The organism is Mesorhizobium sp. KR2-14 (assembly GCF_040049255.1).
GTDB lineage: Bacteria > Pseudomonadota > Alphaproteobacteria > Rhizobiales > Rhizobiaceae > Pseudaminobacter.
On sequence record NZ_JBDZDR010000004.1, the window covers coordinates 77,822 to 103,712 of the forward strand.

General features: G+C 63.0%; 24 protein-coding genes. 14 read left to right on the forward strand and 10 right to left on the reverse strand.

The genetic code is table 11. From position 1 onward, the window contains the following. The first annotated feature begins 87 nt into the window (after positions 1-87). A complete protein-coding gene (locus tag ABLE86_RS12485) occupies positions 88-1,212 on the forward strand; it encodes an anhydro-N-acetylmuramic acid kinase (protein ID WP_348779290.1) in 1,125 nt (374 codons plus the stop codon). A 71-nt stretch (positions 1,213-1,283) separates the two neighbouring features. Here ABLE86_RS12485 and ABLE86_RS12490 read toward each other — a convergent pair whose 3' ends face one another. After that, positions 1,284-1,958 carry an alpha/beta hydrolase gene (locus tag ABLE86_RS12490; RefSeq protein ID WP_348779291.1) on the reverse strand — a complete coding sequence of 225 codons (675 nt, stop codon included), beginning with the start codon at positions 1,956-1,958 and terminating at the stop codon, positions 1,284-1,286. Between the two features lie 230 nt (positions 1,959-2,188). Between ABLE86_RS12490 and ABLE86_RS12495 the strand changes: the two genes are divergently transcribed. The 7 genes from ABLE86_RS12495 (at position 2,189) to sufA (ending at position 9,283) form a co-directional block, all read left to right on the forward strand. Beyond that, a complete protein-coding gene (locus tag ABLE86_RS12495; RefSeq protein ID WP_348779292.1) occupies positions 2,189-3,352 on the forward strand; it encodes a cysteine desulfurase family protein in 1,164 nt (387 codons plus the stop codon). 171 nt (positions 3,353-3,523) lie between these two features. Then, positions 3,524-5,041 carry a Fe-S cluster assembly protein SufB gene (gene sufB, locus ABLE86_RS12500; RefSeq protein WP_348779293.1) on the forward strand — a complete coding sequence of 506 codons (1,518 nt, stop codon included), beginning with the start codon at positions 3,524-3,526 and terminating at the stop codon, positions 5,039-5,041. An 85-nt stretch (positions 5,042-5,126) separates the two neighbouring features. Continuing rightward, the gene (gene sufC, locus ABLE86_RS12505; RefSeq protein WP_348779294.1) at positions 5,127-5,882 is read left to right on the forward strand and encodes a Fe-S cluster assembly ATPase SufC; all 756 of its coding nucleotides are present in this window, start codon (positions 5,127-5,129) and stop codon (positions 5,880-5,882) included. Between the two features lie 9 nt (positions 5,883-5,891). Next, a complete protein-coding gene (sufD, locus tag ABLE86_RS12510) occupies positions 5,892-7,160 on the forward strand; it encodes a Fe-S cluster assembly protein SufD (protein WP_348779295.1) in 1,269 nt (422 codons plus the stop codon). 3 nt (positions 7,161-7,163) lie between these two features. Then, positions 7,164-8,408 carry a cysteine desulfurase gene (locus ABLE86_RS12515; RefSeq protein WP_348779296.1) on the forward strand — a complete coding sequence of 415 codons (1,245 nt, stop codon included), beginning with the start codon at positions 7,164-7,166 and terminating at the stop codon, positions 8,406-8,408. A gap of 5 nt (positions 8,409-8,413) precedes the next feature. Next, positions 8,414-8,809: an SUF system Fe-S cluster assembly protein gene (locus tag ABLE86_RS12520; RefSeq protein WP_348779621.1), complete on the forward strand. Its 396-nt coding sequence runs from the start codon at positions 8,414-8,416 to the stop codon at positions 8,807-8,809. Positions 8,810-8,899: 90 nt separating this feature from the next. Then, positions 8,900-9,283, forward strand: coding sequence for a Fe-S cluster assembly scaffold SufA (sufA, locus tag ABLE86_RS12525; protein ID WP_348779297.1), 384 nt, complete (start codon positions 8,900-8,902; stop codon positions 9,281-9,283). A gap of 7 nt (positions 9,284-9,290) precedes the next feature. Here sufA and ABLE86_RS12530 read toward each other — a convergent pair whose 3' ends face one another. Then, positions 9,291-9,788 (reverse strand): GFA family protein, encoded by a 498-nt coding sequence (locus ABLE86_RS12530; RefSeq protein WP_348779298.1) that lies wholly within the window; start codon positions 9,786-9,788, stop codon positions 9,291-9,293. A gap of 57 nt (positions 9,789-9,845) precedes the next feature. Between ABLE86_RS12530 and ABLE86_RS12535 the strand changes: the two genes are divergently transcribed. From ABLE86_RS12535 to ftsZ, 3 genes are all read left to right on the forward strand, one after another. After that, positions 9,846-10,181 (forward strand): TfoX/Sxy family protein, encoded by a 336-nt coding sequence (locus ABLE86_RS12535; RefSeq protein WP_348779299.1) that lies wholly within the window; start codon positions 9,846-9,848, stop codon positions 10,179-10,181. A gap of 233 nt (positions 10,182-10,414) precedes the next feature. Next, positions 10,415-10,879, forward strand: a complete 465-nt coding sequence (locus ABLE86_RS12540; RefSeq protein ID WP_348779300.1) for a YbaK/EbsC family protein — start codon at positions 10,415-10,417, stop codon at positions 10,877-10,879. 312 nt (positions 10,880-11,191) lie between these two features. After that, a complete protein-coding gene (gene ftsZ / locus ABLE86_RS12545; protein WP_348779301.1) occupies positions 11,192-12,175 on the forward strand; it encodes a cell division protein FtsZ in 984 nt (327 codons plus the stop codon). 27 nt (positions 12,176-12,202) lie between these two features. Here the strand turns inward: ftsZ and ABLE86_RS12550 are convergent, their stop codons facing one another. After that, positions 12,203-12,487, reverse strand: coding sequence for an acylphosphatase (locus tag ABLE86_RS12550; RefSeq protein ID WP_348779302.1), 285 nt, complete (start codon positions 12,485-12,487; stop codon positions 12,203-12,205). Between the two features lie 265 nt (positions 12,488-12,752). Between ABLE86_RS12550 and ABLE86_RS12555 the strand changes: the two genes are divergently transcribed. Next, entirely contained in the window at positions 12,753-14,162 is a 1,410-nt protein-coding gene (locus ABLE86_RS12555; RefSeq protein ID WP_348779622.1) for an aspartate ammonia-lyase, read from the forward strand. A gap of 93 nt (positions 14,163-14,255) precedes the next feature. Here the strand turns inward: ABLE86_RS12555 and ABLE86_RS12560 are convergent, their stop codons facing one another. Continuing rightward, on the reverse strand, positions 14,256-14,915 hold the full coding sequence (locus ABLE86_RS12560; RefSeq protein WP_348779303.1) for a hypothetical protein: 660 nt from the start codon (positions 14,913-14,915) through the stop codon (positions 14,256-14,258). Positions 14,916-15,560: 645 nt separating this feature from the next. Here ABLE86_RS12560 and ABLE86_RS12565 point away from each other — a divergent pair. After that, the gene (locus tag ABLE86_RS12565; protein WP_348779304.1) at positions 15,561-17,429 is read left to right on the forward strand and encodes an AAA family ATPase; all 1,869 of its coding nucleotides are present in this window, start codon (positions 15,561-15,563) and stop codon (positions 17,427-17,429) included. A 427-nt stretch (positions 17,430-17,856) separates the two neighbouring features. On the opposite strand, the gene ABLE86_RS12570 is transcribed toward ABLE86_RS12565, so the two are convergent. Beyond that, positions 17,857-19,875 (reverse strand): S8 family serine peptidase, encoded by a 2,019-nt coding sequence (locus ABLE86_RS12570; protein WP_348779305.1) that lies wholly within the window; start codon positions 19,873-19,875, stop codon positions 17,857-17,859. A 363-nt stretch (positions 19,876-20,238) separates the two neighbouring features. Here ABLE86_RS12570 and ABLE86_RS12575 point away from each other — a divergent pair, with 363 nt between their 5' ends. Beyond that, positions 20,239-20,403, forward strand: coding sequence for a hypothetical protein (locus ABLE86_RS12575; RefSeq protein WP_348779306.1), 165 nt, complete (start codon positions 20,239-20,241; stop codon positions 20,401-20,403). A gap of 295 nt (positions 20,404-20,698) precedes the next feature. On the opposite strand, the gene ABLE86_RS12580 is transcribed toward ABLE86_RS12575, so the two are convergent. From ABLE86_RS12580 to ABLE86_RS12600, 5 genes are read right to left on the reverse strand one after another with little or no spacing between them, the layout of a single operon-like run. Continuing rightward, positions 20,699-22,204 carry a M81 family metallopeptidase gene (locus ABLE86_RS12580; protein WP_348779307.1) on the reverse strand — a complete coding sequence of 502 codons (1,506 nt, stop codon included), beginning with the start codon at positions 22,202-22,204 and terminating at the stop codon, positions 20,699-20,701. Positions 22,205-22,216: 12 nt separating this feature from the next. Further along, positions 22,217-23,164, reverse strand: coding sequence for an ABC transporter ATP-binding protein (locus ABLE86_RS12585; protein ID WP_348779308.1), 948 nt, complete (start codon positions 23,162-23,164; stop codon positions 22,217-22,219). Then, positions 23,161-24,120, reverse strand: coding sequence for an ABC transporter ATP-binding protein (locus ABLE86_RS12590; protein WP_348779309.1), 960 nt, complete (start codon positions 24,118-24,120; stop codon positions 23,161-23,163). Before ABLE86_RS12590 ends, ABLE86_RS12585 begins: the two co-directional genes overlap by 4 nt. Beyond that, positions 24,117-24,965 (reverse strand): ABC transporter permease, encoded by an 849-nt coding sequence (locus ABLE86_RS12595; RefSeq protein WP_348779310.1) that lies wholly within the window; start codon positions 24,963-24,965, stop codon positions 24,117-24,119. The genes ABLE86_RS12590 and ABLE86_RS12595 overlap by 4 nt, the downstream gene beginning before the upstream one ends. Next, positions 24,962-25,888 carry an ABC transporter permease gene (locus ABLE86_RS12600; protein WP_348779311.1) on the reverse strand — a complete coding sequence of 309 codons (927 nt, stop codon included), beginning with the start codon at positions 25,886-25,888 and terminating at the stop codon, positions 24,962-24,964. The genes ABLE86_RS12595 and ABLE86_RS12600 overlap by 4 nt, the downstream gene beginning before the upstream one ends. Positions 25,889-25,891 lie beyond the last annotated feature (3 nt).

Consider the following 25,891-nt stretch of genomic DNA (forward strand, 5'->3'; position numbering starts at 1 on the left):
GACTGGAGCCCTTGCATGTGATCGTGGCAAGTGCGCTTGCCGCCGTTTAGCATCCGACACCGGAGAATCACAAGGACGGCAGGAAAAATGGGGACAATCTGCGCGATCGGGCTGATGAGCGGCACGTCGATGGACGGGATAGATGTCGCCATGCTGCGCACCGATGGCGTTGCGTCCATCGAGTTTGGCCCCTCGATGTTCGTGGCCTATGAGGCGGAGTTCAGGCAACGCCTGGAGGCGTCTCTTGAAGTCGCCAAAGGCATCGAAAGCCGCGAGGACCGTCCGGGCGATCTCTCCCTGCTCGAACGCGAGATCACCCTTCGCCACGTGCAGGCGGTGGAAAGATTCCTCAAGACAGCCGTCGGCGACTGGGGCGTGCCAGAAGTGGTCGGCTTTCACGGCCAGACGGTGCTGCATCGACCTCATCTCGGCGTCACTGTGCAACTGGGCGATGGCGCGCTGCTGGCCCGGGAACTGAACATTCCGGTCGTATACGACATGCGCGCCAACGACATACGGCACGGCGGGCAGGGCGCGCCTTTGGTGCCGGCCTACCACGCCGCGCTTGCCGCCTCGCTACGCGGCGAATTGGCCGGGCGGCATCCTTTCGCTTTCGTGAATGTAGGCGGTATATCGAACATCACCTACGTGCCGCGAAGTGGCGATCCCATCGCATTCGATACCGGCCCCGGCAATACGCTGATCGACCAATGGGTTCAGCGCGAGGGCGGCGTGCCGTACGACGCCGGAGGCACGATCGCCAGTGAGGGCGGTGTCGTCGAAGCGGTCGTGGCCCGCTATATGGAGGCGCCCTTCTTCCGGCGAAGCGGGCCCAAATCGCTCGACCGGAACGATTTTACGCTCGAGCCGATGGCTGGTCTGGAGTTGTCGGACGGCGCGCGCACGCTGGCGGCGGTTTCTGCCGAAGCAATCCTGAGATCCGTGGAACACATGCCCGAGCCGCCGAAGCTATGGATAGTCTGCGGGGGAGGGCGCAAGAACCCGCACATCGTGGGCGATCTGGTTAGCGGCGCCAGAACCACAGGCGCTGAGGTGATCGTGGCCGAAGAGGCCGGCCTCGATGGCGATTCAACCGAGGCGGAAGCCTGGGCCTTTCTGGCCGTCCGTTCCATGAAGGGCCTGCCGCTGACCTTTCCGACCACGACAGGATGCCGGGAAGCGGTCAGCGGCGGGATTTTGGCAAAGCCTTAGGGCGAACTAGCCGCCGAAGGGGCAAGCCCGGCCATTTCAGAAGCCGAGGACTCGATCTCGGCTGCAAAAACTTACCGGAGGCGCTTCGGGCGCGGGTCGGCCAGTTCGCCGGCGAGGCGACGGTCCAAATAGTCGGCGCACTCGTCGATCAACTGCTCGCTGTGATTGGCGAAGAAGTGGTTGGCGCCGGAGATGGTCTTCTGCGTGATGGTGATGCCCTTCTGCGTATGCAGCTTGTCGACCAGGCCTTGCACATCCTTGGGCGGAGCCACCTTGTCGGCGTCGCCATGGATGATCAGGCCGGAAGACGGGCAGGGCGCCAGGAACGAGAAGTCATAGGTGTTGGGCTGTGGCGCGACCGAGATGAAGCCTTCGATCTCCGGACGGCGCATCAACAGCTGCATGCCGATCCAAGCGCCGAAGGAATAGCCGGCCACCCAGCAGGATTTCGAATCGGGATGCAGGCTCTGGATCCAGTCGAGCGCGGCAGCGGCATCCGACAGCTCGCCCGTGCCGTGGTCGAACTCGCCCTGGCTTCGGCCGATGCCGCGAAAATTGAAGCGCAGCGTGGTAAAATCCCGCTTCTGGAACATATAGAAGAGGTCGTAGACGATCTTGTTGTTCATCGTGCCGCCGAACTGCGGATGCGGATGCAGGATGATGGCGATCGGCGCATTCTTCTCTTTCGACGGCTGGTAGCGGCCTTCCAGACGACCCGCCGGACCGGCGAAAATGACCTCAGGCATGAATGACTCCACTTGACTCGCGCAAAACTTGACTGCCAACCGAAACAATTCCGCAACCGGCCTTGACGGGCGCAGGGCACGTTCTTAAAAGCTAGTTTAGAACTGTTCAAAACTGGTGGCTGGGCCACCTTGTTCGGCAAACCGGGTAGATAGGACGTCTGACCTTGTAATTTCAAGGAAATAACGTTCGCACCGCCCGAATGTTGGCTTAGAGGACCGATCGAGCGCAAATGGCCGCTTCACGCGCCTATATGGATTACAACGCAAGTGCTCCGCTGCTGCCTTCGGCGCATGCGGCAATGCTTGCTGCGCTCGAGGCGTCGGCCAACCCTTCCTCCGTGCACGGGGAGGGTAGGGCGGCCCGGCGCCTGGTCGAAGCGGCTCGCCGCGACGTCGCCACGCTGGTCGGCGCCAAGCCGGAACACGTCGTCTTCACCTCCGGCGCGACGGAAGCCGCCACGACGCTGCTTACGCCGGACTGGCAGATGGGCCGGGCGCCGCTGCGCATGGCGAAGCTCTATGTCAGCGCGGCTGACCATCCGTGCCTGTTGAGCGGTGGACGGTTCGCCGCCGAGAGCATCGTGAGGTTCGGGGTCGACGCTAACGGCGTGGCCGATCTTGAGGCTCTTGCCGGCGCGCTCGACGCACATGACAAGGCCGAGGGGCTGCCGCTGGTGGCGATCCATGCTGCGAATAACGAGACCGGCGTCATCCAGCCGCTGCGCGAGATCAGCAAACTCGTCAAGGCGGCGGGCGGGGTGTTCGTGGTTGATGCGGTTCAGGCCGCAGGTCGAATTCCCCTCGATATTGCAGAGGGTTACGCGGACTTCCTGATTCTGTCTTCGCACAAGATCGGCGGCCCGCAAGGTGCCGGTGCTTTCGTTGCAGGATCGGACCTGATGATGCCACGACCGCTAATCGTGGGCGGCGGGCAAGAAAAAGGCTTCCGTGCTGGCACGGAGAACCTGGCGGCGATCGCCGGCTTCGGTGCCGCTGCCCGGGAAGCGGCCGACACACTTGCCCGCATGGAAGAGGTCAGGTCGCTGCGGGACGAACTGGAAGCCGCCATCGTTTCGCTCGCGCCGGATGCCGAAGTTTTTGGGCGAAACGCGGAGCGTCTTGCCAATACGAGCTTCTTTTCGGTTCCTGGCATCAAGGCGGAAACTGCGCAGATCGCATTCGACCTTGCGGGTGTCGCCCTATCGGCCGGCTCGGCCTGTTCCTCGGGAAAGGTCGGTCCCAGCCATGTTCTGAAGGCCATGGGGCACGAGAACACTGAAGGCGCGCTGCGCGTTTCGATCGGACATGCCACGACGCATGACGATGTCTCGAAATTCGTTGCGGCGTTGACGCAATTGCTTGCGCGACGGGGTGGTAGGCCCCAAGCCGCGTAGGCGGAAAAAATCCGGCCTTTGGCCGGGAAGTCGGTGTGTCCAGGAAGCGTCGATGGCGCTTCTCCGGGTGAATTTCCGGGCAGGACGCACTATATGGAACTTACGCCGCGCACGCGGTGCCATAGTTTGAAAACTGCCGGGCCTTGACCCCGGCGAGGATGGAGAACGCTGATGCCTGCTGTGCAGGAGACGATCGAACAGGTCCGCATGATCGATGTGGACCAGTACAAGTACGGATTCGAGTCTGATATCGAGGTGGACAAGGCCCCCAAGGGTCTGAACGAAGACATCATCCGTTTCATTTCGGCGAAGAAAAACGAACCTGAGTGGATGCTCGAATGGCGCCTGGGCGCGTTCCGCCGCTGGCTGACGCTTGAGGAGCCCACCTGGGCGCGCGTCGACTACCCCAAGATCGACTTCCAGGACATCCACTACTACGCAGCGCCGAAGAGCCAGTCGGGCCCGCGCTCGCTCGACGAGGTCGATCCCGAACTGCTGAGGGTCTACGAGAAGCTGGGCATTCCGCTACGTGAGCAGGAGATTCTTGCTGGCGTCCAGAAGGACGTGCCGGGCGAGTTCGAGGAAGCCGGCGACAACGTCTACAAGTCCGGCCGTGTCGCGGTTGATGCCGTGTTCGACTCGATTTCGGTCGTCACCACCTTCAAGGAGGAACTGGCCAAGGCCGGCGTCATCTTCTGCTCGATCTCAGAGGCAATCCGCGAGCATCCGGAGCTGGTGCAGAAATATCTCGGCACGGTGGTGCCCACGACCGACAATTACTACGCGACGTTGAATTCGGCGGTTTTCACCGACGGGTCCTTCGTGTTCGTGCCAAAGGGCGTTCGCTGCCCGATGGAGCTGTCGACCTATTTCCGTATCAACGAAAAGAACACCGGCCAGTTCGAGCGCACGCTGATCATCGCCGAGGAGGGATCATACGTCTCCTACCTCGAAGGCTGCACCGCCCCCCAACGCGACGAGAACCAGCTTCACGCCGCGGTTGTCGAGCTGATCGCGCTGGATGATGCCGAGATCAAGTACTCCACCGTGCAGAACTGGTACCCGGGCGACGCCCAGGGCAAGGGCGGCATCTACAATTTCGTCACCAAGCGTGGCGATTGCCGCGGCCACCGCTCCAAGATTTCCTGGACGCAGGTCGAGACGGGATCGGCCATCACCTGGAAATATCCGAGCTGCATCCTGCGCGGCGACGAGAGCCAGGGCGAGTTCTATTCGATCGCGGTGTCGAACGGCTACCAGCAGGTCGACAGCGGCACCAAGATGATCCATCTCGGCAAGAACACGCGGAGCCGCATCATCTCCAAGGGCATCGCCGCCGGCTTTTCGCAGAACACCTATCGCGGCCAGGTCTCTGCGCACCGCAAGGCCACCAATGCGCGCAATTTCACCAATTGCGACTCGCTGCTGATCGGCGACCGGTGTGGCGCGCATACCGTGCCCTACATCGAGGCGAAGAATTCGTCCGCGCAGTTCGAGCACGAGGCCACGACCTCCAAGATCTCCGAGGACCAGCTGTTCTACGTGATGCAGCGCGGCGTCCCCGAGGAGGAGGCGATCGCGCTGATCGTCAACGGCTTTGTCAAGGACGTGATCCAGGAACTGCCGATGGAGTTCGCCGTCGAGGCGCAGAAGCTGATCGGCATCAGCCTCGAAGGAAGCGTGGGGTGATCCGCGGCAACATCAACCGCGATCCCGTCGAACAAACCCATTTTTGGCGCCGCAGCGCGCGCCGCTCTGAACTGGAAAAGAACTAATGCTTGAGATCAGAAATCTTCATGCCCGGGTTGCCGAAAGCGGCGTGGAAATCATCCGCGGGCTCAACCTGACGGTCAAGGCAGGCGAAGTCGCCGCCATCATGGGCCCGAACGGTTCGGGCAAGTCGACGCTTTCCTATGTGCTTGCCGGACGCGACGACTATGAAGTGACCGAGGGCGAGATCCTCTACAACGGCCAGTCCATCCTGGAGATGGACCCGGCCGAGCGCGCGGCCTCCGGCATCTTCCTCGCCTTCCAGTATCCGATGGAGATACCGGGCGTGGCGACCATGGAGTTCCTCAAGGTGGCCATGAATGCGCAGCGCAAGGCGCGCGGCGAGGAGCCCCTGACGATCCCCGAGTTGTTGAAGCGCGTCAAGCGTGAGGCCGGCGATCTCAGCATGGACATGGGCATGCTGAAGCGCCCGCTGAATGTCGGCTTTTCCGGCGGCGAGAAGAAGCGCGCGGAAATCCTGCAGATGAAGCTCCTTGAGCCGAAGCTGTGCGTTCTCGACGAGACCGACTCCGGCCTCGACATCGATGCGCTCAAGATCGTGGCCGACGGCGTCAACGCGCTGCGTTCGCCCGACCGCGCCATCGTCGTCATCACCCACTACCAGCGCCTGCTCGACTACATCGTGCCGGACTCGGTGCATGTGCTTTACAAGGGCCAGGTCATCAAGTCGGGCGACAAGTCGCTCGCGTCCGAGCTGGAAGAAAACGGCTATGCCGGAATCATCGAAGAGGCCGCATAGGTGACAGTAATGAACATTCACGCAACTCCCCAGCACACGACCGCCGAGGCGGCGCTGATCGAGGCGTTCGGCGAGCGGCTTTCGCTGCTGCCGGGCGATGGCGAGGTGATGGTCAGGCGCGATGCGGCTGTTGAGGCGCTGAAGGCCGGCCTGCCCACCAGGCGCGTCGAGGCATGGCACTATACAGACCTGCGCCGCCTGCTGACGACGGTTCCCACGCATGACGAGACGGCGAACGCCAAGCCGATAGCTGCATTGCTTGAGGGCTCGGTGGTGCTTCCGGCGCTGAACGGCGCTTCGGCAAGCAAGCTGCCTTCCATCGAGGGCGTGGCCATCCAGCGGCTTTCCGAGAAGCTGGCCGACGGCAGCTTTGCCGCGGCACTGGACCTCGGTGGCGCCGATGACGCCATTGGCGCGCTCAACACTGCTTTCGTGACCGACGGCTACTTCGTCGACATCGCCGCTGGCATGCAACTGCCGACGCCGCTTGAACTGCAGAATGTGCAGGCCGGCGGACAGGTCCATGCGCGTTTCCCGGTGCGGGTCGGCGCAGGCGCAAAGGCAACCATCGTTGAACGCCAGACCGGCAACGGCGCGGCGCTGGTCAGCTCCGTCAGCCAGCTTCTGCTGGGCGAAGGCGCGGAAGTGTTGTGGCTGATCGTGCAGGACCATCCCGAGAGCGCAACGCACCTTGCCCAGTTCAAGGCAGAACTCGGCAAGGATGCGAAGCTCACGCTGTTCATCATGAATGCCGGGGGCAAGCTGGTGCGTCAGGAAGTGATCGTCAACGCGGCGGGAGAGGGCTCTGTCTTCACCCTGCGCGGCGTCAACCTTCTGGCCGGCGACAACCACACCGACGTGACCATGGTTCTCGACCACAGCGTGCCGCACACGGATTCGACCGAGGTGATCCGCAACGTCATCACGGACCGGGCGCACGGCGTGTTCCAGGGCCGCATCAACGTCGCGCAACCTGCGCAGAAGACCAACGCCAAGATGGCGTGCAACACGCTGCTTTTGTCGGACGACGCTGAATTCTCCACCAAGCCGGAGCTTGAAATCTTCGCTGACGATGTGCAGTGCGGGCACGGCGCCACTGTGACGGATATCCATCGCGATCATCTGTTCTACCTGATGGCGCGCGGCATCGACGAGAAGACGGCTCGGGGCTTGCTGGTCAAGGCGTTCCTGGCCGAGGTGATCGAGGAACTCGAAGATGAACCCGCGGTCGAGGCGCTCGAGGCGCTGCTCGGCGACTGGTTCCAGGCGCATGGGTGAGCCATGAATGCACCGGCGAAAATCGTTGACGGCTACGACGTCGAGGCCATACGCCGCGACTTTCCGATCCTGTCGCGGGAAGTCTATGGCAAGCCGCTGGTCTATCTCGACAATGGCGCTTCGGCGCAGAAGCCGCAGGCCATGCTGGATGCTATCCAGCATGCCTATGCCAACGAGTACGCCAATGTGCATCGTGGCTTGCACTTCCTGTCGAACGCGGCGACCGAGGCCTATGAAAAGGCGCGCGAGACGGTCCGGCGCTTCCTGAACGCCGGCAGCGCGGAAGAGATCGTCTTCACCAAGTCGGCCACGGAGGCGATCAACACCGTGGCCTATGGCTTCGGCATGCCCAACATCGGGGAGGGCGACGAGATCGTCCTCTCCATCATGGAGCACCACTCCAACATCGTGCCGTGGCATTTCATCCGCGAGCGCCAGGGCGCGAAGCTGGTGTGGGTGCCGGTGGACGACCAGGGTGCGTTCCAGATCGAGGAGTTCGAGAAGCGCCTCACCGATCGCACCAAGCTCGTCGCCATCACGCATATGTCGAACGTGCTGGGCACGGTCACGCCGATCAAGGAGATCGTGCGGATCGCGCATGCCCGCGGCATTCCGGTGCTGGTCGATGGCAGCCAGGCGGCGGTGCACACACCCGTCGACGTTCGCGACCTCGACTGCGATTTCTATGTCTTCACTGGCCACAAGGTCTATGGCCCGACCGGCATCGGCGCTCTCTACGGCAAGCGCGAGATGCTGGAGCGCATGCGCCCGTTCCAGGGCGGCGGCGAGATGATCCTCGAGGTCACGGAAGACAACATCACCTACAACGAGCCGCCGCACCGCTTCGAGGCCGGCACCCCGCCCATCGTGCAGGCGATCGGGCTTGGCGCTTCGCTCGAATATATGGAGAAGGTGGGGCGCGAGGCGATCGCCGCGCACGAGGCCGACCTGAAGACCTATGCCCATGAGCGCCTGCGCGCCATCAACTCGCTGCGCATCTTCGGCGATGCACCGGACAAGGGCGCGATCATCTCCTTCGAGTTGCAGGGCATCCACGCGCATGACGTTTCGATGGTCATCGACCGGTCGGGAGTAGCGGTGCGCGCCGGCACCCATTGTGCGCAACCACTGTTGAAACGCTTTGGCGTGACCTCCACATGCAGAGCGTCCTTCGCCATGTACAACACCAGGGCGGAAGTGGACCTTCTTGTTGAAGCCCTTGAAAAGGCGCGGAAATTCTTCGGATGACGACGATGGAAGACGCAAACGCTGCAATCGACACGACGCCCGCCGACGGCGAGGCCAACGAAGCTGCCTCAACCTCCGCGATCCCCGCGGAGGAACTCGCACGGCTGACCGACGACATCATCTCGGCGCTGAAGACGGTTTACGACCCGGAAATTCCGGCGGACATCTACGAACTCGGCCTCATCTACAAGATCGACATCGAGGACGACCGCTCGGTCAAGATCGACATGACGCTGACCGCGCCCGGCTGCCCAGTGGCAGGCGAAATGCCCGGCTGGGTTCAGAACGCCGTGGGCGCCGTGGAAGGCGTCTCCGATGTCGAGGTCAACATGACATTCGACCCGCCATGGACGCCTGACCGCATGTCGGAAGAGGCGCAGGTGGCGGTGGGGTGGTATTGATCGCGGCTTGCATGAAGCCCAAATCTCTACCATCCTGAACCGCATCAATATCCGGCAGGCCTTTATCCTGCTCGGTATGGAGACAGAAGTATGGGACGCTTTGCCGTCATCACGATGACCGAAAAGGCCGCAGCTCGCGTCAACGAGATCATGGCCAGCCGCGAGAACGCCAAGGGCATTCGCCTGGGCATCAAGAAGGGCGGCTGCGCGGGCATGGAATACACGGTCGACCTGGTCACCGAGCCCAATCCCGCCGACGACCACATCGAGCGCGACGGCGCGCATGTCTACGTCGCGCCGGAGGCAGCCCTCTTCCTGCTCGGCACCGAGATGGATTTCGAGATGACGACGCTTCGCACTGGCTTTACCTTCCGCAATCCGAACCAGAGTTCAGCCTGCGGCTGCGGGGAGTCGGTCGAGTTGAAGCCGGCCGACCTGAAGCAGCTTGCCGAGGCGCGCACCGGCGGCGCCTGACCGTCGCTCATTCCACCCATAAGCCGTTGCGTCTGTGCCACCCGGCGATGGATTCGTGCGGGTAGAGGTCGAATGTCTTGTCGCCCGGCCGGATATCGGGATCCACCCACGAAGCCTTGTATTTCAGCATCAGGTGCACGCGGTGGGGCGCCGTGGGCAGTTCGCTGTCGATTGCCGAGGCGAAGGGATGCACCAGTTCCGGCCATGTCGGGTCGTAGAGCCAGAGCGCCGAGCCGCATTCGCGGCAGAAGCGTCGCTCTCCTGTAGAGACCTCGGGTGTCGGTCGTTCTTCGTCGCAGACCGTGGCGCGATAGAGGCCAAGATGTCTTTCGCCCACGATCTTCAGCGTGTCTGAAATGCCCGCGAGATTGATCGTGTAGCCCCCACCGCCCTGCTGTTTTCGGCATATCGAACAGTAGCAGAACTGGTATGGCACGGGCGTATGGCTCTGCACTTCGAAGCTGACAGCCCCGCAACTGCATGATCCCTTGAGCAGCATCGGCATCGGTGCTTTCCTTTCCTTCATGGCTCTCGATGCCACATCATCTAGAGGAGCAGCGCAATGACGGAAGCCGACATTGCCGATCTCTTTGCCGGCCTTGGCCCTGTCAGCGTGCGCAGGATGTTTGGCGGGAAGGGGATCTATTTCGACGGCGTCATCATCGCCATTGAGCTTCGCGGCGAGCTGATGCTCAAGGCTGATGCCGAAAGCGCGCCGGATTTCGAGGCAGCCGGCTGCATTCAGTGGACCTACACTGGCACTCGCCACGGCAAGATGGTGGCGATGCCCTATTGGACGGTCCCCGACAGCGCCTTCGACGACCCCGACGAAATGATGCTCTGGGCGCGCAAGGCCTATGAGGCGGGGTTGCGCGCCGGCCGCCAAGAACTGCGCTGAAACAAGCTTCTGGCGCTGGGCCCTTGAACCCCGCATGCATTCCTCTGGCGCGGGTCAGAACGCGGGTGTATTCTTTTGTCCTTGATCGGCCTGCCCGCCGGCAGGCCAACCAACCGGCCAGCGGTGTGGCGAAGAGCCGGTTACGCGAGTGAACCTTGTGCGCTCGCCATCGTCTGGAAACAGTCTTCGCCATGTGTCTCGCGCGGTTGTCGTAAACGCGAAAGGAGACGGACATGGGCATTGCGCTGACGATGCAGGAATTTCTGGAAGATAGCCGTGTCGCCTATGACATCGCGCGGCATGGCAAGACCGGCTCGTCGGCGATGACCGCCCAGGCGAGCCATGTACCAGGCAACGCGCTCGCCAAGGGCGTGGTGCTGAGATGGAACGGCAGCTATCTGCTGGCGGTCGTCCCGGCATCGTCCCACGTGGACCTTGACAGTGTTGGCAAGCTGGTGGGCGAAAAGGTGGAGCTTGCCACGGAAATGGAAGCCAGCACGCTGTTTCCCGATTGCGAGATCGGTGCCGTACCGATCTTCGGTGCGCCGTATCGGATACCCTCCGTCATAGACGACAGCCTGGAACGGCATGGCGACGTCTATTTCGAGGGCGGTGACCACCGCACGCTGGTACACGTGTCGAGCGACGGTTTCGAACGCCTCATGTACGGCATGCCGCATGGACGTATCAGCCTGTAGAAACCGACAAGCTTTCCGGGTTTGCGAAGGGGCCCCTGTGGCCCCTTTGCATATCTGCGCTGTCCGTGGGCGTCGAAACATCCGCCGGCCATCCCGGGCGGCTTGACGCGGGCTGGATTGGGCCATATCCGCTGAAACGTTATCTGCGCTGGGGGCATGCACGCACTTGCGGACGAATTCGCACTCTGATCCCTTGGACGCACGTATCGATGGCCTGATTCTCCCGGGCGCCGCTTGCTTCCAGCCCATCTTCCGGAAGCGGGATTTGGCTGTCCTGCGGCACCCGGCCATAGCCAAGGACAAGACGCAGCAATGAACACACCCAAGAAAGCCGAAATCGCCGAAATGAGGCCACGCCTGACCGTGATCGGTGTTGGCGGCGGGGGCGGCAACGCGGTGAACAACATGATCACCGAGGGGCTGCAGGGCACGGAGTTCATTGTTGCCAATACCGATGCCCAGGCGCTGACCATGTCGAAGGCGCCGCGGCTGATCCAGCTTGGAACCCATGTGACCGAGGGGCTCGGCGCCGGGTCGCTGCCCGAGATCGGCTGCGCTGCGGCCGAAGAGTCGATCGACGAGATCATGGATCACCTTTCCGGCACGCATATGTGCTTCGTCACTGCCGGTATGGGCGGCGGCACCGGCACCGGCGCTGCGCCGGTCGTGGCCCGCGCGGCGCGCGAGGCCGGCATGCTCACCGTGGCTGTGGTGACGAAGCCTTTCGACTTCGAAGGCCGCCGCCGCATGCAGATGGCCGAACGCGGCATAGAGCTGCTGCGCGAATGCGCCGACACGGTTATCGTCATCCCCAACCAGAACCTGTTCAGGGTTGCGAGCGCCAAGACGACCCTGGCCGACGCCTTCGTCACCGCCGACCGGGTTCTCTATTCCGGCGTCTCCTGCATCACGGACCTCATCGTGAAAGAGGGCCTGATCAATCTCGACTTCGCCGACGTCAAGGCGATCATGAAGGACATGGGCCGGGCCATGATGGGAACCGGCGAGGCTTCGGGCGAGGGGCGCGCCAAGGCGGCGGCCGAAGGCGCCATCGCCAACCCGCTGCTTGACGAAGAGTCCATGAGGGGCGCCAAGGGCGTTCTGGTCTCGATTTCCGGCGGCAGGGACATGACCCTGTTCGAGGTCGACGAGGCGGCAACGCGCATCCGCGAGGAGGTCGACGACGACGCCAACATCATCGTCGGCTCGATTTTCGACCAGAGTCTGGAAGGCAAGTTCCGGGTGTCCGTCGTGGCCACCGGCCTTCAGAGCCCCCGGGCCGACAGGTTCATCTGAACCCGTCGGCAGCGCAAGCCGGCCCCTTTAGCCCGCTATCGTGAAGCGGACCGGAACCTGAACGGCTTCGACGTCGTCGAATTCGACGCCGGAGACGACCGCTCCTGCAGGCCCGACCCACAGTCGGTCGAGCATTGCGGCAACCGCCGCCTCAGGTCCGACCAGCAATGCGGTCACGGACCCGTCCGGGTTGTTGCGCACCCATCCGGTCAAGGCGTGTCTTTCGGCCTCGCGCAGCGTCCAGGCGCGAAAGCTCACGCCCTGAACGCGCCCGCGTATCTGCGCCAGTACGGTTCTGCCGGCCTTCTCCAAGCCCTTCCTCCCCGCGGTATTCGATTTCAGATGTGGGGCGCAGATGGCCGATGGCAACCGGCCCGTATTCGCCTAGGTCCTTGCAGTAGAGGAGGGCTGTATTCATCGGCTCGTGCCTTCCTGCCGATCGAAATGCTTCCCCATGGGCACTCGGCGTTTGCCATTCATGTCTTCATCGATTAGACAGACCCGGTTAGGCGTCGCCCTGTTGCTGAACGCGCGATTGTTATCCCTCCCGAAGATTACGGACTATCCCCTCATGGACATGAAGACTGAACCGAGCACGCCGGAAGCGGCAACACGCGTCGAAAGCGACCTGCTCGGCGAGATGCATGTTCCTCAGCAGCACCTCTACGGTGTCCAGACTGCGCGCGCGGTGGAGAACTTCCCGATCACCGGCGTTCTACTCAATCAGTTTCCGGAATTCGTGCGCGCGCTTGCGATGGTCAAGAAGGCGGCAGCACTTGCCAATCGCGAGCTTGAGGCGATCACTCCGCAGATTTCGGACGCCATCGTGGCCGCGTGCGACGACATCATCGCGGGCGAGCACCACGAGCATTTCGTGGTGGACATGATCCAGGGCGGTGCGGGAACCTCCACCAACATGAACGCCAACGAGGTGGTCGCCAATGTCGGCCTCGAGAAGCTCGGCCGCGCCCGTGGCGACTACGTGCACCTGCATCCCAACGACCACGTGAACCGCTCGCAGTCGACCAACGACGTCTATCCGACGGCGATCCGGCTGGCCGTGCTCATGCAGTACGAGGAGCTGGTAGCGGCGCTGCTCGCTCTCGGAGAAGCCTTCTCCGCCAAGGCCGCGGCGTTTTCCGGCATCGTCAAGGTCGGCCGCACCCAGCTTCAGGATGCCGTTCCGATGACGCTCGGAATGGAGTTCGCCTCCTTTGCGGTGGCGGTCGAGGAAGACGCGAAGCACCTTCGCCACGCCGCCGAGTTGCTCAAGACGGTCAATCTGGGCGGAACCGCCATCGGCACCGGCATCGCGGCCCCAGCTGGCTATTGCGAGCGCGCCATCGCGCATCTGTCGGCGGTATCCGGTTTCGAGCTGCAGCGGGCCCGCGACTTGATCGAGGCGTCGTCCGACCTCGGCGCCCTTGTCAGCTTCTCCAGCGCGCTGAAGCGCGTGTCGGTCAAGCTCTCCAAGATCTCCAACGACCTGCGCCTGCTGAGCAGCGGTCCGCGCACCGGCATCGGCGAGATTTCGCTTCCCGCCGTTCAGCCCGGCTCGTCCATCATGCCGGGCAAGGTCAACCCGGTGATCCCCGAGATGGTGAGCCAGGTTGCCTATCAGGTCATTGGCCATGACGTGACGGTGACCATGGCGGCGGAGGCAGCCCAGCTTCAGCTCAATGCCATGGAGCCGGTGGTGGCCTTCAACGTGCTGAACTCGATCAGGCTGCTGACCAACGCCGTCACCGTGCTGCGCGAACGCTGCGTGGTGGGAATTGAGGCCAATGCGCGCCATTGCGAGGAGCAGCTGCGCGGCAGCCTGGTTCTGGTGACCGCCCTTGTTCCCTATATCGGCTATGACAAGGCGGTGCAGGTGGCCACCACGGCCCAGAACGGCGGCCTGACAGTGCTCGAGGCCTCCCAGAGCCTCGGCTTCCTGTCGGATAAGGAATTCCAGGATATTCTGGTGGCCGAAGGCATTTCTTGACACACGGCGATGTGTTGGGGAAGGGGGACACCCGCACTCAAGCGCGGGTGTCCGTGGGTCTCGTTCTCGCTCAGTTCGGAAGAATATACGCCTTTACATTCTGGGTGCTGGTTGAGGAGTACTTGGCGGTGTACGAAGAACCACCGCTGGCGCGTGCAGTTCTTCCCCAACGCTCAGAATGGCTTCTTCAATACGTGCCGCCAGACGCTGCCCCATTGCGGCAGCATTAGCATCATCAAGAGACGATATGAGAGTGGAGTCGAGCAGCGACAACACCACGATGTTGTCGACCTCAGGATATGCTGGCTTAAGCATCGACAAGGTAGAGGTTACTAATCTTTCGGCGAGAGGTGGCCTTTTCGTATTCCATAGATGGACAGCGCACTTCCTGCCGCCAATCACCGTCCCAAAGTCCGCTGTAAAGCTGATCTTGAAAACGTCATTTGGGCTTACGTAAACATGAGGCTTTACTTCAAAAATCCCAACGGGGTTCGAAGCGCGCCAGTTCAGTAGTGTTCTCAAGCCCTGCTGAGCAGAATCTCGCTCTGCTGGCTTTGTGATGCGACCTACAGAGTCGAGCACGTTTTCAATGCTATCGCCGTGCGTGAGTAGGCGATTTGCATGAAGACGGAGTGATCGATGAAAGTCGTAAGCTTTGTCGCTTGGAGAGAGTCTCTTACGTAGCTCCGTTCGTTGAGGTTGCGGGTTCAGGGAAACCAATTTTAGATATGCGGAGATTCCAAAATTAATCATTTTTTCGTCCTTGTGACGCCGCAGCTACCTCGACTCTGAGACCCGACTCCCCATATGGTGACCTTGCTACAGGAGGAGGCTGTCAGGCCTCTTCGCCCCGCGTGGGCTGAAGGCTTATTCGCGGTATCCAAAGCCGATCCGAGAGGGTCGGCTTTGGTGTTTCTAGAGTGATGTCACATGAGGACATCGTCTGCTTGCGGTTCTTGCTTTGTCCCCTTTGCTATTCGGCCCGATCTCGCGACCGGGCCGAACTGAGAAAACCAACCTAGTACTGGCCAACTCACACGTAAGTCATTGTTTTCCTGAGACTGAATCCTCCAAACGCAGCCAGGAATGGCCAATCCGTAAGTCAAAACTGGCCATCGGAGCAGGCCATAAAAAAGCCGGGTCAGAGACCCGGCTGCAAGTGCGTAAGACTACTCAGAAAACATGTGGGCTAGGATCTCCGGCCGTCGATAGAACGGCATATCCGCTGCGACAAACACGGGTGACACCCCTGCGTTGTCGAGTTCGCGCTTCAAGCTCCACGTTCTGGTTCCGCATCCCGTTGCCAGACTTCCCAGCGACACGAACTCCTCCATGAAAGCAATGAAGGCACCGGGTTCGACTACGGTCATCCGACGCGCGGCAAAGTAGGGGGCGGACATGCAGAAGAAAACTGCCGAGCGGGAGGCCTCGCTCGAAGCAATCACCTATGCCGTTGCCATTAGGAACGCATTAAGGCGATGCGGTTTCTACCTGCGGGCACAGCGGACCGACCGAGCTGTTGGTCTGATGCTGCCACCAGACGCGGAAATGGAAACCTATCGGGAGGCGACCAAGGCTGTCCTGCGGCAAACCGATGCCTTGAATCATTACACCGTAACAACCATCCAACTGGGGCGGAAAGGCGAGACATTCTCCGAGGACGCGAGAACGGTCCTGGCTCACAGGTGGGCTGTTGTCGTCCTGATCGAGAAAGGAGCGAAGCCTCCGCCTGAGGTCGCAATTGCGCTGGACCGCGTTGTCGAAGTGGGATCTGTCAAACCCATCCATCTCATGTCCGCTGTGAAGAGTGAATGGAAGGTCGATATTGACAGCGAGGTCGCCAAACAACTCTGCGGTTATCCTCCGAAGCTGTTGTTTGGAGCGCTGCGAAAAGGGCGACCGATCGACATGGTCGTTGGAAAGCTCTTGGCGGCATCCGCGGCTCCGCAGGTTTCTAAATGGGAACCGCGTGTCGAGGAGCTCGAAGGCTACGGCGAGGCCAGGCTGTGGGCGGCCAGCCTCGTCGCCGATCTCGCAGACTGGCGTGATGGCAAGATCGCATGGCGCGATGTCGATTCCGGGCTGCTCCTCAGCGGGCCACCCGGCACTGGCAAGACACTTTTCGCTTCCGCTCTGGCTCGGTCCTGCGGCGCGAAGTTCGTGGGGACATCCAGCGCGCAGTGGCAGGCCAAGGGACATTTGGGCGATATGCTCGGCGCAATGCGAAGGTCCTTCCGGGATGCGGCCGACAATGCACCGTCGGTTCTGTTCATCGACGAGATCGATTCCATCGGCGACCGCCGGGCATTCCGCGGGGCCAACGCCTCATACAGTCTGCAGGTCGTTAATGCTCTCCTGGAACTGCTTGACGGTGCCGATGGTCGCGAAGGTGTGATTGTTGTCGCTGCCTCGAACTTTCCGGATCATCTCGATCCGGCATTGCGCAGACCGGGCCGGCTGGATCGTCATGTCGTGATCGGTCTTCCGGACCGAGCTGCACGTGCACAAATGCTCGCCATGCACCTTGGCGGACAGGTGGCGGTGGAAGGTCTTCAGGAGGCGGCGATGGCGACGAGCGGCTACTCCGGTGCCGCTTTAGCCCAGGTCGCGAAGGACGCGCGGCGGATCGCACGGCGGCAGGGCCGGGAGGTCGCGGTCTCCGATGTGCTCGCTCTCGTTCCGCCCGTCGCGATCATCGATGGCGCCGAGCGATGGGAGGCTTGTGTCCATGAGGCCGGACATGCGGTCGTGGGTCTCGAACTCGCGGTGGCTGAGATCGAGGTGATCGTCGTAGCCCGGGAGGCAGGTCATCGTGAAGGCAGCGTCGGCCAGGTGCGATGGCGGCGGAAGGTGAGACGAAATCGAAGTCGCCAGTCGTATCTCGACGAGATCGCGATGATGCTGGCCGGGATGGCTGCGGAGCAGATCATCCTCGGAGATATCTTCGACGGCTCGGGCGGGGTGGAGGGATCCGATCTGCAGCGGGCCTCGGACCTGGCGACGCTGATGCTCGCGAACCTGGGGATAGGGTCGCTTCACTATTGCGATGTCACGACGTCGAAGGAACTCGATGAACTGCGGCGGAAGGATCCGAGCCTGCGGCGGCGCGTCGAGGATCTTCTTGCGGCGCAACTGCAGCGCGCTGTGGCGATCGTTGAAAACCGTAAGGCGGAGGTCGAGCGGCTTGCAAATGCCGTTGCCGAGCGAAGCCTGTTATCTCGACGCGAGGTTGCGGAACTCATCGCGCCGCTTAGGCGGGCCGGGTAGGTACCATCTGTTCTACCGCTTGAGCACGTTCTCCGAGGGTAAGTGGCGTCCCGTGGCAAAACACGAGCGGCCTGCCTTGTTCGTGCAGGCGACCGTTCTGCCAAGGCGACCGAGAACAAAAGCGTCCATGGTCCAAAGGTGCGTGCCGCAGAGGGAACAGGCGAAGATCTCTAATCCGACCTTCGTTTCCCACCATTTCGAATAGCAGCAATGCGCCCGATGTTGGACGTGGAGGCAAACGGTGCCTTCGCCTGAAAGCGGACATTCAACGAACTGTCGTGACTAAAAGTTTGCGCCATGAAGGCTGCAGGATCACCGCCCGCACACATCTTGAGCGCATGTTAGTCAAGGCCCCCTGCTTGAAGGGCGCCCAGCCGTTCGACCTGGCAGAACAGGCTGCGCGTAAACGGAGTCGCTGAGGGACTATTCAAAACCGCATGCGGGCGCCCAATGTCACCGTGTGCAACGACGCGCGTTTCTGGAATGCGCCATCATAGGCGGCAAACCAATTCATCCCGGTGGAGCTTGCGGAAGTCAGATTGACGTCTGCGGCCAGGCGTAGGACATCGCCGCCAAGGGCGCCAGTACGGGCGTCCAACGTGCGTCCGAGAAGTTCGACGGGAACATGGAGGTTCCTGTCGCCCGCCAGCCGGGTGTAGGAAATATCTCCCGCCAGTCGAAGCGTATGATGCGTCAACGCAATCGGCGTGGACTCGATGCGAACGCCCGGACCGGCCTCGACCTGCGCGTATTCGGCCGACGGCACGGTCAAGGAAAATATTCCGGCGCCGGTTTCGTTTGCCGCATTTGCATGCTGCCATCGCGTCGTAATCGATGCATAGGGAGAAAGGGATCCTAGGTCGTCCAACTCGAAGCGGTGACCAGCACGCAAGCCGACCTCCGTTCCGAGACCGGTGACATTCGACCCGCCGGTCGGCGCCAGGCTGGTGCCCGTTGCTCCGGAAATCGAACGGCGGACGATCGACTGGTCGAAGTGTGCAAATTGCGCGGTTCCGTCAGCGAACCAGCCACCGGCGGCCCACCTGCCATAGGCGCCAAGGTGAACATTGGTGGCCGTTGCGGAGTTGTCCTTGCCAGTGGTGGTCAGCCGGGCGTGCGTGAAGCCACCGACGATGCCGAGTTGCAGTTCCGTATCGGCGATGAGATCGATGCCGCCGACAAGGCCGGCAGTTTCGCTGCTATACGCCGAAGACGAGGCGCTTGCTGTCAGAGATGCGGTTCCATAGACGGGCGTCAGCCAGGCGCTCGGTCCCTCTGGCGTGCGTCCCGCGCCTGAGGACGCAATGGTCGATGTTGCGTTGCTGTCGTAGGCAATCGGCGCCTGGAGCCGGTTTCTCATGACCTGAGTGACACGATCCATTGCTGTGAACCGTGACCAGGCCGCGCCGGCGAAGATGTCGCCGGTGGCCGGCTCGACGGTATCGACAATGTTGCGAAGATTGAGCAGGCCCCAACCATAAACGGGGTCTATGCCCCGCTCGCCAATGTCTGTGGCCGTCTGCAGCACCAGTTGGGCCAGTTGCGAATAGGCGGCATCTGGAAACATCTGCGCGGCGATGGCCATCACGCCCGTGACATGTGGCGTTGCCATCGATGTTCCATTCATCGACACGTAATAGTCGTCGCTGTTCGGCCCCGCCGACCAAATCCCGTCGTCGCCCGGTCCGTCTCCCCCGGGGGCCGCGATGCACCAGGCCGCGGCGACACCGCACATGTTGGCGTAGCTGGCCAGAACGCCTGTCGGTCCGACAGCCGTCACGGCGATCCAGTGCGGCTGCAGTTCGGGGTAGTAGTATGGCAGGCTTGCCAAAATACCTGGCTGAATCATTGCATCGTTCCCGGTCGCGAAGACCTGGACACTTCCAGCGGCGGCTGAATCAACCAATGCGCTGAGCGTTTGCGGCACGCCGCTCTCGAGCTGTGTGCGTGAGATGTCGTTGACCGTGATACTTCTTTTAATCCCGGTTACAGGATCGATGATTTCTAACCCCCAAGAATTGCTGAAGAGGCGAATGCCCTGCGAAAGCCCCCACCGGTAGCCGTTGGCATAGCCGGTATCGCCATTAAGGACGGACCAGTTGATGCCGTATAGGAGACTGCCGGGTGCAACGCCGACATGCTCTCCCGCGATCGTTCCGGATACGTGGGTACCGTGCGGAGCAATCGGGCCATAGGGCGAGCCATCGACATTGAAGCCCCCCATCCATCGGTCGGCAAACTCCTGATGGGTATTGCGCGCCGCTTCGTCCATGACGCCGACCTTTACCCCCGCGCCGCTGTATCCCCTCTCAAGGGCATAGTTTCGCCCCACCATTTCGAGGCCCCACAGCGCCGGTCCGTCCGACGCCAGAGCGGCCTTGCTGGATACCAACGTGGTTACTGCGAGCAGCAGCAGGCGGCTCGCGGGAAAAGCATTTGCGTGCATCGGTCAGTGTTCTCGCGAGAATACAAGATGATGGTAAGTGTGCTGATACGAGCCAGCACAAGATGCAGAGACCACTGCCACCTGTCACGTCCCCCTAAACCCAAATAGCTCCAGCCCGCCCTTACCTCTTTGGCCAGATGGCAGCAATCCCGCAGGCTGATCGCATTTGAGAGAGCTCAAAAGAAGCGTCATGCCCGCGAAGTTGAGAGTGCGCCTCGGATGACGCTTGAATGCAGCGCACGATGAATACAGCGACTGTTGATGAAGCGCTTCAGTGCGGACATGGCTCGATGAACAGCGGGGCATCTGGGAAGCCCGCCTCGACCGGTTGGACGCGCGCAAACGCTTTGGTCAGGGTTTGCCTTGACGGGGCGGCGGCATCGGGTCTGGTACTCCGGCGATACTGGTTGGCAAGAGGAATTCGATGAGATTGGGTCGCGGCTCGGACCGCTGAAAGCGGACCAGCAAATTTCGGCCCCTTCGGGCAAACTTTGCCTAGTCCGCAACGCGCACCATGTCGGCCGTTGAGGCAAACTTTGCCTTCGCTCGGAAGCGGACATTACTGGATTGCGCAGTTCTTAGCTCAGGACGCCAACGTCTTGTCGAGCGGGAATTCCTTATCACGTCCTCCGAGCGCGACCCCCAAGATCAGCGCAATAGACCCAACCAGTTTCCATCCTGTCTCGGGAGGGAGTGGTTGGACATTCGGCGGCGCCCTCGGGTCGATATCTCAGCTTCGGGCCGATTGAGCCTGCCAAGCCGAGCACCAGAACCATCAATAGTCTCTGAGGTTCTGGCCTGCGAAGCCGGCGGCGGACCATTGTCACAGTTCATGGGGAAAGCCGACACGGTCCAGCGGCCAGACCGGACGGCGGACGCGAACATAGGGTCGAAGGTGCGCCTGGGGGGTAGCGAGCGCTCCGGTGTCGCAGACGATCACCTGGCCTGCGACCGGCTCAAAGGCGGCACGGAAATGCTGCATCGACTTCACCACCAGAAAACGCAGTCGCGAGGGCTCGATGCCGAAGGTGCGCACCTGTTGGAGGTCGAGCATCTGCCCCGGCAAGGTGACGATGAGGATGTCGATCCCCTTCACGCGAAACACGGCGGTCCGGCCGAAGCTGTGGGTGATACCGCCAAGGATCGGCCCGTCGCCGGTATAGGTGCCGTCCGAAAGGTGAACGATCTCACCCGTTAAAGTAAGCGGGCCGCCGCCGAAGGCCGGGTCGCACTTGCCGCCGATCGCCAGCGTCACGGTCTCGCCGACCGCGTGCCCATGAAGCTCCGCTGCGGCGGCCGGATCGATCATCGGCGCAAAGGCCCCTCCCGCGGCACCAACCTTCAGAAGGGCGGCGAGAAGCGCGGTGGCATCCCCATAGGCGCCGGCGCCCGGGTTGTCGGCATAGTCGGCGATCACCAGAGGCCCCTGGGGTGAATCGAAGTCGCGGGCGGCGGCGGCAGCCTCGCTCGGGCTGAGAAAATCGTTCGAGGTCTGCCCACGGCCCTCCCAGATGGCGTGGGCGAGGTCCTCGGCAATTTCGCGGGCGCGCGGGCCGGCGCCTTCGTCATGCGTCACCAGAACGGTCGGACCCATCTCCTCGATATCAGCTTCCGAAAAGCCGGCGTTGATCGAGACGGCGAGGATCCCCGGTTCGGCCTCGAAGGCGCTGGCACGGGTGTAGAGCGCCGCCGTCTGCGGCACATCGGTGCGGCCGGCATTGGCCTCGTCGAGCATCGGGCGGTGGGCGCGCAGCGTGCGCGGCCGGACCGCCCCGCGCATCGCCGCATCGAGAAGGCGGCCGGCATGGCGGCCGGTCTCGCGCATGTCGACATGCGGATAGGTCTTGTAGCTGACAAATATCTGCGCCTGTTCCACCATCGCGGGCGTGACCATGGCATGCAAGTCCAGCGTGACAGCGATGGGGAGTGCGTCACCGAGGATGGCACGCAGGCGGGCAAGAAGCTCCCCCTCGCCGTCCTCGCAGAACGTGGGCACCATGGAGCCGTGCAGGCTGAGCGCCACGCCGTCGAGCGTGGCGCGATGAGTGCGGGCAGCCTCGCAGATGATCCCAGCGATGTGGTCGAAGGCTTCGCGCGAGACGCGGGCGCCCGGGGTGGCATGTGCTGAAACCGCGTGGGTCACGCGCCAGCCGGCCTCTCGGCCCGCGTCGAGGAACCCCGCCAGTTCGTCATTTACGTCCCCGAACCGTTCGACGGCCGCCTGGCCGATATCGAGCACACCCTCGCGGAAGTCCTGGAGCGTGGTCTCGCCCTTCTTGAACGTATTGCTTTCATGGACGAAGGCGGCGGTAAGGACGTGGAATGGCATCGGATGTGGCTTTCAGAGAGGATGGAAGCAGGCGACGGGATGGACCGGGTCCTGTGACAGCACCGGCCGCTCGCTGCGGCAGCGGTCGGACGCAAAGGCGCAGCGTGTGGCAAAGGCGCAGCCCGCAGGCAAGGCGAAGGGACTGGGGATCTCACCGCCAAGCGGCGCGATTTCGCGCCGGCGGGCCGGATCGGGGGCAAAGCCCGACCGCATCAGCGCATCGGTATAGGGGTGGCGTGGCGCGGCTTTGGTGTCCGGCAGCACCTCGACCACCGAGCCAAGATACATCACCACGATGCGGTCGCAGAAATAGCGCACAAGGCCGAGGTCGTGGCTGATGAACAGGTAGGTCAGCCCCATCTTGTCGCGCAGATCGGCGAGAAGCGCGATGATCTGGGCCTGGATCGAGACGTCGAGCGAAGCGGTCGGCTCGTCCAGCACGACGAAATCGGGGCGCAGGGCCAGGGCCCGGGCGATGCCGACGCGCTGGCGCTGCCCGCCGGAAAGCTGGTGCGGGTAACTGGTCGCAAGCGTTTCCGGCAAGCCGACGGCGGCGAGCATGGCGGCCACGGCGTCCGGCGGCATCACACGGCCCTGCACCCGGAAGGGCTCGGCCAGCACCCTGGCCAAGGTGAACCTCGGATCGAGACTCGAGTAGGGGTCCTGAAAGACCATCGCCATGCGCTTACGCATCGCGCGCAGGGCGGACGCGGACAGGGCGGTCAGTTCGGTGTCGTCAAAGACGACGCGACCGCTGGTCGCCTCGATCAGCCGCACGATCAGGCGGGCCAGCGTGGACTTGCCGCAGCCGCTCTCGCCGACCACGCCCAGCACTTCGCCACGGGCGATTTCCAGCGAGACATCGCGCACCGCGATCATGGCGCGCTCACGCGAGAACAGGCCGCCGCCGGACCGGAAGCGTTTCGTCAGCCCTTCGATGCGGAGCAGGGGGCCGGTCACGGCGCGGTCCCTGCGTGATGGCAGGCGACGATTCCCGCGTCTCGGGGTAGAAGCGGCGGGGCGTTGTCCCGGCAGATTCCGGTCGCCCGCCCGCAGCGCGGATGAAAGCGGCAGCCGGTCGGGAAGGCGAGGGCCGAGGGCACTGCGCCGGGAATGCCGCGAAGGCTGCCCCTGACGGTCGCTTCTTGCGGGATGCAGTCGATCAGGGCGGCGGTATAGGGATGGGCGGGGGCCGCGAAAATCGGGCCGACCGGCCCCTCTTCGGCCAGGCGGCCGCTATAGAGCACCGCGACCCGGTCGCAGATCTGCGAGATGACCCCCATGTCATGCGTGATAAGCAGCAGCGCCAGCCCGCGGTCGCGCACCAGAGCGCCGAGTATCTGGATGATCTGGGCCTGCACCGTGACATCGAGCGCCGTGGTCGGCTCGTCGGCGATGATCAACTCGGGTTCGCCGGCAAGCGCCATGGCGATCACGATGCGCTGCTTCATGCCGCCGGAAAGCTGGTGGGGATAGGCATCGACCACGGCTGCCGCGTCGGGAATGCGCAGTTGGGTCAACAGGTCCAGCGTGCGGGCGCGCGCCGCACTTTTCGTCAGGCGAAGGTGCAGGCGCGAGACGATATCGACCTGCGCCCCAATCCGCTGCACCGGGTCGAGGGCGGTCATCGGGTTCTGGGTAACGAAACCGATGCGCCGGCCGCGCAGCGCGCGGCGTTCGGCCTCGCTCATCGCGGCCATATCCCGTCCGGCAAAGCGCACCTCGCCTTCCGTGACGCGCCCGCCGATAAGCGGCAACAACCCCATCGCGGCCATGGCGGTCAGCGACTTGCCCGAGCCGCTTTCACCGACGAGGCCGAGGATTCGGCCGGCTTCGACGCTGAGGCTGATGCGGTCGAGGAGCGCCACATTGCCGATGGCGACGCTGACGCCCGAGAGTTCCAGAAGCGGACTCATCCGGCACCCCGCAGCTTCGAACGGATATCGAGTTCGGCGATCAGCGCATCGCCATAAAGGTTGATCGCCAGCACCGTCGCCGCCACGGCAAGGCCCGGAAAGATGATGATCCAGGGCGCCTTGAACATCAGCGCCGAGCCGGCTGACATCATGCCGCCCCAGGAGGGCACCGGCGGCTGCGCGCCGAGGCCGAAAAAGCCGAGCGTCGCTTCGAGGATGATCGCATCGCCCGTGGCCAGCATTGCCGCGACGAGCACGGGGGCGAACGCGTTGGGCAACAGGTGGCGCAGCAGGATATGCGTGTTGCCGGCCCCGAGACTGCGCGCCGCCTCGACAAAGGTCTCCCCCTTCAGCGTCATGATCTGGGCCCGGGTCAGGCGGGTGAACTGCGCCAGATAGGCAACGGCGATGGCGATCATGGTGCCAGTGGTGCCGGGGCCAATGATGGCGACCAGGATCAGCGCGATCAGGATCTCCGGGAAGGACCAGGTCAGGTCGACGACCACCGTCACAGTGCGATCGAACCGGCCGCCGAACCACGCAGCGGCCGCGCCGAGCACCATGCCGCATGCCACCGACAGCGAGATCGCGGTGGCGCTGACCGAAAGCGATGTGCGGGCGCCGTACATAAGGCGGGTCAAAAGGTCCCGCCCGAACTCGTCCGTGCCCAGCCAATGCGCCGCCGAGGCCGAGCCATAGGCCTCCTTCAAGGCCTGCGCGTCATAGGCATAGGGCGAGATCACCGGGGCGAAAAGCGCTGCTGCGACGATAAGGATGAGCCACGCGCCGGCGATGCCGCCGACCGGCCAGCGAAGCGCACGCAACGGGGCAGGCCACGCGCTCATGCCATCGCCGCCCTGACGCGCGGATCCATCATCGCCTGCAGGACGTCGCCCAGGAGCGTGCCCAGCATCACCGCCATCGCCAGCATCAGCAGGCACGCCTGCACCACCGGATAGTCATGCTGACCGAGCGACTTGATCAGCAGGGTCCCGAGACCCGGACGGGCAAACACCACCTCGACGGTGATCGCTCCGCCGAGGATCCAGCCGATCCTGAGCGCGAGGATCGTCACCACCGGGATCAGCGCGTGGCGAAGGACGTGAAGGAGTTCGATGCGCCAGGGCGGCAGGCCCTTGGCGTGCAGAAGCGTGACGAAGTCCTGCCTGACGGCCTCGATCATCGCCACGCGGGTGATGCGCGTGACCAGCGCGGTGCCGCCGAGGCCGATCGTCAGAACCGGAAGCACCAGCGAGTTCCAGCCGCGCGCGCCGGAAACCGGGAACCATCCCATCCAGACGGAAAAGATCAGCATCAGGATCAGCCCCAGCCAGAAGTTGGGCATGGTGGAGCCAAGGAGCACGCCACCCATGATGGCGCGATCCGGCCAGCGGTCGCGCCAGAGCGCCGCGATGATCCCCAGCGTTATTCCCACGACACTCGAGAAAAGCAGCGCCAGGCCGCCCAGGCGCAAGGAATGCGGCATCGCCTGCGCGATCAGTTCGGCAACCGGCCGGCGCGCCACGATGGCCATGCCGAGATCCCCCTGGAGCACCTTTCCAAGCCAGATGCCGTATTGCACCGGCAGCGCCCGGTCGAGACCGTAGCGCGCCTCCATCTCGGCGCGGGCCGAAGCCGGCGACCCGACCTTCAACAGGTTGTCGATCGGGTCACCAGGTATGAAGTGGAGAATGGAGAAGATCACCACCGACACGGCCAGGAAAACCGGCACGAGCATCAGCACACGGCGGATCAGCCACGGCAGCATGCC